This window comes from Arthrobacter sp. H14, from assembly GCF_000520495.1.
In the GTDB taxonomy this organism is placed as follows: Bacteria; Actinomycetota; Actinomycetes; order Actinomycetales; family Micrococcaceae; genus Arthrobacter_C.
This window is the reverse complement of record NZ_KI914633.1, coordinates 20,983-31,291: the sequence shown is the minus strand read 5'-3', so window position 1 is coordinate 31,291 and position 10,309 is coordinate 20,983. Positions and strand designations below refer to the sequence as shown.

11 protein-coding genes are annotated in these 10,309 nt (G+C 63.7%); 5 read left to right on the top strand and 6 right to left on the bottom strand.

Annotated features, from left to right (window positions below; all coding sequences use genetic code 11):
- On the bottom strand, positions 1 to 472 hold a 472-nt coding region (locus tag Y707_RS23460), incomplete at its 3' end, for an endonuclease III domain-containing protein (RefSeq protein WP_035780359.1).
- Between the two features lie 11 nt (positions 473 to 483).
- Entirely contained in the window at positions 484 to 1,752 is a 1,269-nt protein-coding gene (locus tag Y707_RS32640; protein WP_253905060.1) for a hypothetical protein, read from the bottom strand.
- Between the two features lie 338 nt (positions 1,753 to 2,090).
- Here Y707_RS32640 and acs point away from each other — a divergent pair, with 338 nt between their 5' ends.
- The 3 genes from acs to Y707_RS0104585 all read left to right on the top strand — a co-directional run bounded on the left by acs (position 2,091) and on the right by Y707_RS0104585 (position 5,797).
- Entirely contained in the window at positions 2,091 to 4,097 is a 2,007-nt protein-coding gene (gene acs, locus Y707_RS0104595; RefSeq protein ID WP_026534203.1) for an acetate--CoA ligase, read from the top strand.
- Between the two features lie 151 nt (positions 4,098 to 4,248).
- Complete coding sequence (gene aroQ, locus Y707_RS0104590; protein ID WP_026534202.1) at positions 4,249 to 4,725, top strand: type II 3-dehydroquinate dehydratase; 477 nt, start codon at positions 4,249 to 4,251, stop codon at positions 4,723 to 4,725.
- A 37-nt stretch (positions 4,726 to 4,762) separates the two neighbouring features.
- Entirely contained in the window at positions 4,763 to 5,797 is a 1,035-nt protein-coding gene (locus Y707_RS0104585; protein WP_051441650.1) for a DUF2332 domain-containing protein, read from the top strand.
- Between the two features lie 38 nt (positions 5,798 to 5,835).
- Here Y707_RS0104585 and Y707_RS0104580 read toward each other — a convergent pair whose 3' ends face one another.
- Positions 5,836 to 7,020 carry a MarP family serine protease gene (locus tag Y707_RS0104580; protein WP_026534200.1) on the bottom strand — a complete coding sequence of 395 codons (1,185 nt, stop codon included), beginning with the start codon at positions 7,018 to 7,020 and terminating at the stop codon, positions 5,836 to 5,838.
- A 283-nt stretch (positions 7,021 to 7,303) separates the two neighbouring features.
- Between Y707_RS0104580 and Y707_RS0104570 the strand changes: the two genes are divergently transcribed.
- A complete protein-coding gene (locus Y707_RS0104570) occupies positions 7,304 to 7,981 on the top strand; it encodes a Crp/Fnr family transcriptional regulator (RefSeq protein ID WP_026534199.1) in 678 nt (225 codons plus the stop codon).
- On the opposite strand, the gene Y707_RS0104565 is transcribed toward Y707_RS0104570, so the two are convergent.
- From Y707_RS0104565 to sp36, 3 genes are read right to left on the bottom strand one after another with little or no spacing between them, the layout of a single operon-like run.
- Entirely contained in the window at positions 7,978 to 8,892 is a 915-nt protein-coding gene (locus Y707_RS0104565; RefSeq protein ID WP_026534198.1) for an NUDIX hydrolase, read from the bottom strand. The genes Y707_RS0104570 and Y707_RS0104565 overlap by 4 nt on opposite strands.
- Positions 8,876 to 9,400, bottom strand: a complete 525-nt coding sequence (locus Y707_RS0104560; RefSeq protein WP_026534197.1) for a RidA family protein — start codon at positions 9,398 to 9,400, stop codon at positions 8,876 to 8,878. Before Y707_RS0104560 ends, Y707_RS0104565 begins: the two co-directional genes overlap by 17 nt.
- A 1-nt stretch (position 9,401) precedes the next feature.
- Entirely contained in the window at positions 9,402 to 9,557 is a 156-nt protein-coding gene (gene sp36, locus Y707_RS29530; RefSeq protein ID WP_081744613.1) for a Sp36 family protein, read from the bottom strand.
- Between the two features lie 37 nt (positions 9,558 to 9,594).
- Between sp36 and Y707_RS31245 the strand changes: the two genes are divergently transcribed.
- Positions 9,595 to 10,309, top strand: a 715-nt coding sequence (locus tag Y707_RS31245; protein WP_035780356.1) for a transglycosylase domain-containing protein, incomplete at its 3' end; no start/stop codon positions are given.

The window sequence follows — 10,309 nt, the reverse complement described above, 5'->3', positions numbered from 1 at the left end:
GCCGGCCGAAGTGCGTGTCCACCGAGATGCCTGGAATACCGAAGGCGTTGCCAAGCACCACGTTGGCGGTTTTGCGTCCGACGCCGGCGAGGGTCACCAGGTCCTCGACCCGGGAGGGCACCTCGCCGTCGTATTCATCCACGATCCTGGTGGCCAGTGCGATCAGGTTTGCCGACTTGGCCCGGTAGAACCCGGTGGCCCGGATCATTGTCTGCAGTTCCGCTTCGTTGGCCTGGGCCAGGGCCGTGGCGTCCGGATATTTTTCGAACAGCGCCGGTGTGGTCATATTGACCCGCACGTCGGTCGTCTGTGCCGACAGTACCGTGGCGACCACCAGCTCGTACGCATTCCGGAAGTCCAACTCCGCCACCGAATATGGGTATTGCTCCGCAAGTTCCCGGTTGATTTTCCGTGCCCTGCGTTTAAGCGCGAGCGGTGATTCGACGGCGTTAGCCCGCTTCCGTGGACGCACGGCGGGCATCGTCAGGCCCGTTCGATATTGGATAGATCGCGGAGCACGCCCACCCTGCCATCAGTGTTCTGCACCAGGAATTCGTCCCCGCGGTCCTGCAGGGCAAGCACCCAGGCGCCGGGTTCGATCGCGAAGACCGGCGCGCCGGTCTGCTCGTCGACGATCTCGCGCGTCTGGCCCACGGCGAACCAGAAGGCGTCGTAGGTTTCTTCCTCCTCGTAGTCCTCCTCGTCGGTGCCGGAATGTGATTCCCGGGTGGCTCCAAAGGACTGCGGAGCACGGTGCTGCTCCTGATTCCAGGATGGCTCGTCGTCGCGGCCGTCGCGGCCAGCATAGTGATCGACGTCGTCGTCGCGGCTGTCCTGTCCGGCGTCCTGCGCGGTTGGGTCCCAGGCGTCGCTGCGCGGCTCATTGTGTCCGACGGCGGGGAACGCGGCCGTGCCGGTGGAGGGCCATTCCTCACGGCCGGCATCCCCGTATGCGTCGGTACCGCCATCCCCGTACGCACCCGTGCCGCTGTAATCGTAGTCTTCATCCCGACCACCGGCGTGCTGCTCCTGGTTGTCGGCAGGACGTGCGCCAAACACCCCCCGACGCGCCTCGTCCTGCCCCTCGACGGCGGACTGCTTCGACGGTTTCTCCGGCTTGGCGGGTTTGGCAGGTTTGGCCGGTTTTGCTGGTTTCGGCTGGGGCTGCACGGCTTCGCGGGCCATCATATGTGCCGGGAATTCCGTCCGGTCGGCGAATTCCGGCTTGAAGATGGTCAGGTGCGGACTCAGGGTCGTCGACGCCACCAGGCCTAGAGCGCCGATGAACGCCAGCAGCGGCGCGAAGCCGAAAGTGCCCACGGTGACTATGAAGAAGTAAGCGGCCGCGAAAAGCGCGACGACGGAGCCGAACTGGTCCACGGACAGGGACCCGATCCGCATCTTGGTTCCCGGCGAGAGCCGGCGCGCCGCAAACAGCACGGCCACGATCAGCGGAAGCAGGATGCCCAGGCCCAGGAAGAACAGCGAGGTCGAATTCCACAGATTGCTGTAAAAACCGGGAGCGATGGCCATTGGGATGAGGCTTCCGATGAACATCAGTGCCACGGAGCCGAAGACGACAACGTCGCGGAGCGTGAACGGACCGAGATATGCCTGTGGACGCGTGCCGCCGTCGGGCACAGCCTCCGGGGACCCCGCCGCCGAGGACTCAACCTCGGGCGTCTCATCCTCCACACCGTGTTCTGACGCCTTATCGGCATCCCCGGTCTGCTCAACTTGATTATCAGTCACCTTGGTCTCCTTTGTTACCGCCGAGTCGCCTGCGGCAGTCCCAGCCAGCGCGGTGCTTCTGTGTACGTCTGGTTTGTACGTCTGCGCACCCATAATGGTGCCTGTTCTGCTCAACGTCCAGCCTAGTAAACCGTACGGTGCATCTCTAGCTCGAAAGTTCTGTGTCGCCCATGGGCTCATGTGTTGTTCGCCGCAGAAATGACACCGCTTATTGGCGTCCACCCATGTGACGGGGCACACGCACAGTCGTTGTAGGGATAGTCTGGAAAGTAGTGAACCGGGCCACGAAGCCGCGGGCCGGTACTTGGTAATGGATCCGATCCTTGAAGAGGTTAAAGATGTCTCAAGACAACGCAACGTCGGCACAGTCAAACGGGGATGCGCTGGAGAACCTGCTGCACGAGGGCCGCCAGTTTCCGCCCAGTGACGAATTCGCCGCGAATGCGGTGGCCAAACCATCGGTCTATGACGAGGCCGCGTCCGAGGGAACGGAATTCTGGGCGCGCCAGGCCCGCGAACTGCTGAGCTGGGAACAGGATTTCACCCAAACGCTCGATTGGTCCGAGGCGCCCTTCGCCAAATGGTTCATCGGCGGCAAGGTCAATGCGGCCTACAACGCGCTGGACCGCCACGTGGAGGCAGGCAACGGCTCCCGGGTGGCAATCAACTTCGAAGGTGAACCCGGCGATGTCCGCAGGATCACCTACGCGGAGCTGACCGATCAGGTCAAGCAGGCGGCCAACACCATCGAATCCCTCGGGGTCAAGAAGGGCGACCGGGTCGCGATCTACCTTCCAATGATTCCTGAGGCGGTCATTTCCATGCTCGCCTGCGCCCGTATCGGCGCGGTGCACTCGGTGGTCTTCGGCGGCTTCTCCTCAGATGCACTGCGCAACAGGATCGACGACGCCGAAGCGAAGCTGGTCATCACGGCCGACGGCACTTACCGCCGCGGCAAGCCGAGTCCGCTCAAGAACGCTGTCGACGACGCACTGGCCGATGGCAATTCGACGGTCGAGCACGTCCTGGTGGTCAAGCGCAATGAGGAAACGGTGGAATGGACCGAGGGCCGCGACCTGTGGTGGGACAAAACTGTCGCTACGGCAAGCAAGGACCACACCGCCGTCGGACACGACTCCGAACACCCGCTATACGTCCTCTACACCTCCGGCACCACGGGCAAGCCGAAGGGCATCCTGCACACCACTGGAGGCTACCTGACCCAGTGCGCCTACACGCACAAGAATGTCTTCGACCTAAAGCCGGAGACGGACGTCTACTGGTGTGCGGCCGACATCGGCTGGGTCACCGGCCACAGCTACATCACCTATGGGCCGCTCCTGAACGGCGCCAGCATCGTGATGTACGAAGGTACGCCTGATACCCCGCATCAGGGCCGGTGGTGGGAGATCGTTGAGAAGTACAAGGTTTCCATCCTTTACGCTGCTCCGACGGCGATCCGCACCATGATGAAGTGGGGCGAGGATATCCCCGCGAAGTACAACCTGTCCTCGCTGCGCGTCCTCGGGTCGGTCGGCGAGCCGATCAACCCCGAGGCCTGGATGTGGTACCGCCGGGTGATCGGTTCGGACGCCACACCCATTGTGGACACGTGGTGGCAGACCGAAACCGGTGCCATCATGATCTCCCCGCTGCCCGGCGTCACCGCGGCCAAGCCAGGCGCCGCCCAGGTACCGCTGCCCGGTATTAATGTCGACGTCGTTGACGAGTCCGGAGAGTCGGTCCCCAACGGTTCCGGCGGCTATCTGGTGGTGCGCGAGCCATGGCCGGCGATGCTGCGCGGCATCTGGGGCGATCCGGAACGGTATAAGGAAACCTACTGGTCCCGTTTCAAGGACATGTACTTCGCCGGAGACGGCGCCAAGCGGGACGAGGATGGCGACATCTGGCTGCTCGGCCGCGTCGACGATGTGATGAACATTTCCGGTCACCGGCTCTCCACCACGGAAATCGAGTCGGCACTTGTTTCGCATCCGTCTGTGGCCGAATCTGCTGTCGTCGGCGCCACCGACGAGACCACGGGCCAGGCCGTCGTCGCGTTTGTTATTCTGCGGGGCGAAGCCGCCGAGAAGGTTGCAGCGCAGGGCGAAGATGCGGACACCTCCGAGGTTGTCGCCGAGCTGCGGAACCACGTCGGCAAGGAAATCGGCCCGATCGCCAAGCCGCGCCAGATCCTGGTCGTATCCGAGCTGCCAAAAACCCGCTCGGGTAAGATCATGCGCCGACTGCTCAAGGACGTGGCCGAAAACCGGGAGGTGGGCGACGTCTCGACCCTCGCGGACAGCAGTGTCATGAACCAGATCACGCAGGGTCTCAAGAAGTAGTTCAACAGCCGCGACCGACGACGATGTGAGTCGTCGCCGGCCTGACCTGCACAGTACTGCCTGACCCCGCGCCGGGGCGGAACTTCATCGGTGGACGAGTCCCACCGTCACGAATCCGCCAACCTTGTGCGGGGTTTGGCATAGTTGGACCATGACTGCCTCCCCCAATGACACAGCCCGCACAGTCCTGGTTCTCAACGGCCCCAACCTGAACCTGCTCGGAACCCGCGAGCCGGCGGTCTACGGCACCGCCACCCTGGCCGACGTCGAACAGCTCGCCACGGAAGCAGCCCAGCGGCACGGTCTTTCCGTGCAGTGCCTGCAGAGCAACCACGAGGGCGTCCTGATCGACGCCATCCACGCCGCACGGGGAACGGCGGCCGCCATCCTGATCAATCCCGGCGCCTACAGCCACACGTCGGTGGCCATCCGCGATGCGCTCTCGGGAGTGGAGCTTCCGGTGGCAGAGGTGCATCTGAGCAATATCCACCGGCGCGAAGAATTCCGCCACCACTCCTACGTTTCCGGCGTGGCCGACGTGGTCATCGCCGGCGCCGGGCCGCAGGGCTACGCGCTGGCCCTCGACTGGCTGGCCGCCAAACTTCTTCCGCCGGCGGTCCAGGGCTGAGGCACCAACTGTGAATCCGCCCAGTGACCCTACTGCGATGAACACCTGCCAGTCTGCAAGCGGCACTCCGCCGGGAACGGCCGCGATCTACCGGAATTTCGGGCTCGTCGAGGCTCCGGGATCCTCGCCGTGCTACGCGGAGTGGACGCTGGGAATCAGCGAAGACCCGCAGGTGCTTGAGCTCATCGACACGCTTCCGGCGCCCAAACGCCAGCCCAACCTGGTGCTCGCGGCTGCGCGGTTGCTTGGCGCGCCGATCGGATCCTATGCCGGATTCCGCAGTTTCCTCCTCCAACATTGGAGCAGCATCCGGGACATCGCGCTTGCCCGGAGTACGCAGACCAACGAGGCGGGCCGCTGTGCGGCGCTGCTGCCCGTTCTCGCCTCCATCGCTGAGGCCGAGGGCAAGCCGCTGGCGCTGATTGAGGCCGGAGCCTCCGCAGGGTTGTGCCTTTTCCCGGACAAGTTCAGCTACCAGTACGACGGCGGCCCGCGGCTGGATCCGGCCGGTGGACCTGGCGCTGCGGTGCTGGAATGTACGACGACGGGAAACGTTCCGATTCCGCACGCCATTCCGGAGATTGGCTGGCGTTCCGGAATCGACCTCAATCCGCTGGATGTCAAGAGTCCGGAAGACGCAGCGTGGCTGGAGGCCCTGGTGTGGCCGGAGCAGGAATTCCGCCGCCGGCGCCTCCGTGCCGCACTGGAGGTGGCCCGTCTCGATCCTCCGCGCCTGATCGCCGGGGACGTGAACGAGCACATCGAGGCCCTCGTCCGAAGCGCCCCGGAGGATTGCGCCGTCGTCGTTTTCCATTCAGCTGTGCTGCCCTATATGCCCCAACACTCGCGCGAGCAGTTCGTTGAAGCCATGCACCGGCTCCCCTGCCACTGGATCTCCAATGAGGGATCCGGCGTTCTGCCCCAGAATGAAGCCGGCGGCGTCCTGCCGGAGGTCGCGGGCCGGCTGGCGGATCTCAAGTCTGAAGCGAAAGGCCGCTTCATACTGGCGCTGGACGGTCAACCGCTGGCCCTGACCGGTCCGCATGGACAAAGCCTGCAGTGGCTGGGCTGAAGTCTTTTCCCATCCACCGCTGCCGGCCGGGTTTGCACCTACTTACGCGTGCACTGCCCGGACGAAACGGTTTCGGTCAGCCCGGCCGCGGACTCGACCACCGGCCGGAGCTCATTCAAGGTCAGCGCGTAGCCAACCGGAATGTCGGCCGTCGACTTGGCGAAGACCACCCCAACCACTCTGCCCTGCTTGTCGAGCAGCGGACCGCCGGAGTTCCCCTGCTCGACGTTTGCCGCCAGCTGGTACAGCTCGAGTGGTGACGGGTCCGCGCCGTAGATGTTCTGCACCAATACCGTCGACACACTTTGCACCGTTGCAGGTTGCGTCACCAGCGGGCCGCCGGATGGGTAGCCCGCGAAGGCGGCAAAGTCGCCCTCGCTCAGATTTGTTCCGAGTGGCAATGGAGCGGCAGCCAGACCGTCAACAGCCAGCACGGCCAGGTCACGGACCGGGTCGAAATGGACAACGCGGGCGGGCAGCACTCCGCCATCAGGCACCTGCACCACGGGTTCGCGAACACCGGCCACCACGTGGGCGTTGGTAATGACCCTTTCCGGAGCCACCACAAAGCCGGAGCCAGTCTGGTTCTGTCCGCATTGGAAGGCGGTGCCGGAGATCTTCAGCACCGATTGGGATGCCTGGTTCAGGGCCGGCGTGTTTGTACTGGCGTCCGGAACCGGTGCCGGTTCCGCCGGACGCAGGCTCTCGACGATCCGCGGAATCCCGTCCTGAACGGCAATGGAGCGCAACTGCGCCATTCCACTTTTCACCGGTTCCGGCGTGTACCTGTCGATGGTGCTGATGACTGTCGAGGATGCAAGCTGCTGGGAGATCAGCGGCGCGCCCAGGGACCCGATACTGAAGGCCAGCATCGACATCACCAGGGCTGCCACGGCCACATTCACGATGCCGCCCAGGAGTCGGTCCACCACCCGCAGGGGCGGGAAATCGAGCCAGCGGCGTACCGTGTGGCCGAGGGCGCTGCCCAGCGCATTGCCGATAATGATCAACACCACCGCCACCGCAATGGTCGCCGTCAGCCGCCAGCCGTCATCCGGAACCCATCCGCTGACCAGTGGAATCGCGAGGAATGCAGCCACCGCGCCTGCGGCAAAGCCGATAATGCCGCCGAGGCTCACCACGAACCCGACCCGGAATCCGTACACCAGGTAGGAGATTAAAATCAGGACGAGGATGACGTCCAGGATGGTGAACCCGGGCAAGGACTAATCTCCAGACAGTTAGGAAAAGCAACGGCGAAGTGTTGAACTTGATTGTATTCTCCGACGCTGACAGTTTTTCCAACGTCCACGGCAGGCACATGGTTCCGGACCGGCTCCGACCGGCCCTCGGAAGCACCGGGCAGTAGCGCCGCCGCGGTCATTTGTTGACGTGGACGCCCGGAATCGACACGATTACAGAGACGTGATCCGTGTGGGAAGTGCCACTCAGGACGGATATACGGCAGACTGGCGGTAGAGCCATCACACTGACACAGGAGATTTCATGGATATCGAGGTACTGCGCCGGGCACCGTTGTTCGCTTCCCTAAGCGACGATGTGTTTGCTGCCCTGACGGATGAACTGAGCGAAGTCGACCTTTCCCGCGGAGCATCGGTCTTCCGCGAAGGCGACCAGGGCGACCAGCTTTATTTCATCGTCTCAGGCAAGATCAAGGTCGGCCGCACGGCCCCGGACGGACGCGAAAACCTCATCGCCATCCTGGGCCCGGGCGAGCTGTTCGGTGAAATGGCGCTCTTCGATCCAAGTCCGCGCAACGCGACCGCCACCGCCGTCTCCGAGACGCGCCTGGCCGGCCTCAAGAACGAGAACCTGCGGACCGTGCTGGAGTCCCGCCCGGAGGTTTCGGCCCAGCTGCTTCAGGCTCTGGCCCGCCGCCTGCGCCGCACCAACGAGTCGCTGGCCGACCTGGTCTTCTCCGACGTGCCGGGCCGCGTGGCCAAGGCCCTGCTGGACCTGGCCGACAGGTTTGGCCGTCCCGCTACCGACGGAATCCTGGTGGCGCACGAGCTGACCCAGGAAGAACTGGCGCAACTGGTGGGCGCCTCACGCGAGACTGTGAACAAGGCCCTGGCCGAGTTCGTCCAGCGCGGCTGGCTGCGGCTTGAGGCACGCGCCGTCGTCATTCTCGACATCCAGCGCCTGCGCCAGCGTTCCCGCTAACGCTCCCTCGCCGGAGCGCCCTCGGCCATCGCCGACGGCATATCGACTTCGAGCATAAACGCCCCGTCCCGCACCACCAGCTCCGGCTGGTACAGGCGGATGGGGCGTTTGTGCGAGAGGTACGCGATGCATCCCCGCGCCTTTGCCATTTTTTCGAGGATCACCTCGGTCGCCGGCACTGTCAGTTCAGCCAGCGTGAGACCCCGGGTATTTTCGACGTCGACGGCGTCGCCCAATGTCGTTTCCAACCGCTCGGCGATGACTTGCGACGCCGGCATCCACTGTCCCCAGACACCCTTGCTTGAGAGCACGGACGTTGTCTGGTTGACCGGCACCACGGCCGTGAAGTAATGGGTGTCGAACCGCCGGTGGGCGAAAGGTGGGGTCAGCCAATGCGCCACCGGCTTGATCAGATCAGTCCGCAGTGACAGCCCGCGGCGCCGCATGATCCCTGCGAAGGACTGCTCCTGGTTGGCGACGGCTTCACGGTCGCGCATCCAGTCATCCCCGCGGGTTTCCTCCACCAGGGTTCCGGCATCGGGTCCCGCCAGCAGGACACCGCTCTCTTCGAAGGTCTCCCGGATGGCGGCCACCACATACCGGCGGTCCAGCTGCGGATCGTCGAGACCCATCATCTGCGCCCACTTGGCCGGCGCCGGACCCAGCCAGCCCACGGCGTCGTCGTCCCCTGGTTCCACGCTGCCGCCGGGAAATCCGATGGTGCCGAGCGGTGAACTTCCGGAACGGTAGCTCAGGTAGGTTTCGAGACCCTGCGCACTGTCGCGTAGCAGGGCCACCGAGGAGGCCAACCGGGGTTTGCGCGGTGTGCGTTCGCCCTGTTCCGTCCAACTTTGCGCCGCCCCGTACTGTTCCGGGGCGAGCGGGAAATAGCGTTTAGTCGTACTCGGCAATCAATTCCACCTCGACTGGCGCATCCATGGGCAGCACGGCTACGCCGACTGCCGATCGTGCATGGACGCCTGCATCCCCCAGCACCTCGCCGAGAAGCTCGGAGGCACCGTTAATGACGGCCGGCTGGCCCGTGAATCCCGGATCGGAGGAGACAAATCCCACAACCTTGACGACCCGCCGCAGCCTGTCCAGGTCTCCGATCTGCGTTTTAACCGCGGCAAGGGCGTTCACTGCGCACGTTGCGGCCAGCTTTTTGGCCGTTTCCGGGTCGACGTCGGCGCCGACCTTCCCGGTGGCTGCGAGTTCGCCGTTGACGAACGGCAATTGGCCGGACGTGTAGACATAGTTTCCGCTGACCACGGCCGGAACATAGGCAGCCACAGGCGCTGGCACCTCCGGCAGTGTGATGCCCAGATCCTGCAGCCGGCGTTCGACGGCGGAGGTCACCCCGGCAGTGCTGCTTCCCTGTGATACCGGTGATCCGGCGTCGGGATTTGAAGGCGTCATGTCAGCCCTTCTCCCTCTTCATATAGGCAACCAGATTGCTTCCTTCCGGCCCCGGAACGACTTGGACGAGCTCCCAGCCGTCCTCTCCCCATTGGTCCAGAATCTGCTTAGTTGCATGCACGATTAGCGGTACTGTCGCGTACTCCCATGTAGCCATGATCTAAACACTAGCTGAGGCTTGTAAAGTGGTACACATGGCAGCGCGTAAATCTCCCGTTTTTGAGACAGCTTCCACACTAGGACGGATCCTCGGTTTTCTGGGGATCAGTGCTTTGTGTGGGGTGCTGGCGGCTGGCCTCCTGGTCCCGATGGCAGCAGCCACCGGAGTTACCGCGAGCCAGTCCCTCGAGTTCTTCGACGAGTTGCCCACCGAATTGGAGGTGGGTCCCCTTTCCGAGCCTTCGCGCGTGCTGGCCAAGGACGGAACGCAGATCGCGAGCATCTACGCAGAGAACCGCAAGCCGGTGAAGCTCGATGAAGTGTCCGATGTGATGGAAGAAGCGATCATCGCCATCGAGGACTCCCGTTTCTATCAGCACGGCGGCGTTGATGCCCAGGGCATCATGCGTGCCGCGGCCAACAACATCATGAACGGCTCACGCCAGGGTGCCTCCACCATCACCCAGCAATACGTCAACAACGTTTTAAACGATGCGATCAAGAGTTCCGAAAGCAATGAGGAACTGCTGATTGGTGACAACAAGGATCTCGGCGACAAGGTGCGCGAAGCCAAACTCGCCATCGCCGTCGAAAAGCGCTTCAGCAAAGAGGAGATCCTCACCGGCTACCTCAACATCGTCTTCTTCAACTCCAACGCTTTTGGAATTGAAGCAGCCGCGCAGTACTTCTACGGCATCCCCGCTTCCGACCTGGATCTCCAGCAGTCGGCCATGCTGGCGGGCATGGTCC

What these genes read in the sequence shown, in the direction of transcription:
- acs (WP_026534203.1), top strand. Translation starts at nt 2,091, where the DNA reads ATGTCTCAAGACAACGCAACGTCGGCACAGTCAAACGGGGATGCGCTG.
- Y707_RS0104570 (WP_026534199.1), top strand. Translation starts at nt 7,304, where the DNA reads ATGGATATCGAGGTACTGCGCCGGGCACCGTTGTTCGCTTCCCTAAGC.
- Y707_RS0104560 (WP_026534197.1), bottom strand. Translation starts at nt 9,400, where the DNA reads ATGACGCCTTCAAATCCCGACGCCGGATCACCGGTATCACAGGGAAGC.
- sp36 (WP_081744613.1), bottom strand. Translation starts at nt 9,557, where the DNA reads ATGGCTACATGGGAGTACGCGACAGTACCGCTAATCGTGCATGCAACT.
- Y707_RS0104585 (WP_051441650.1), top strand. Translation starts at nt 4,763, where the DNA reads ATGAACACCTGCCAGTCTGCAAGCGGCACTCCGCCGGGAACGGCCGCG.
- aroQ (WP_026534202.1), top strand. Translation starts at nt 4,249, where the DNA reads ATGACTGCCTCCCCCAATGACACAGCCCGCACAGTCCTGGTTCTCAAC.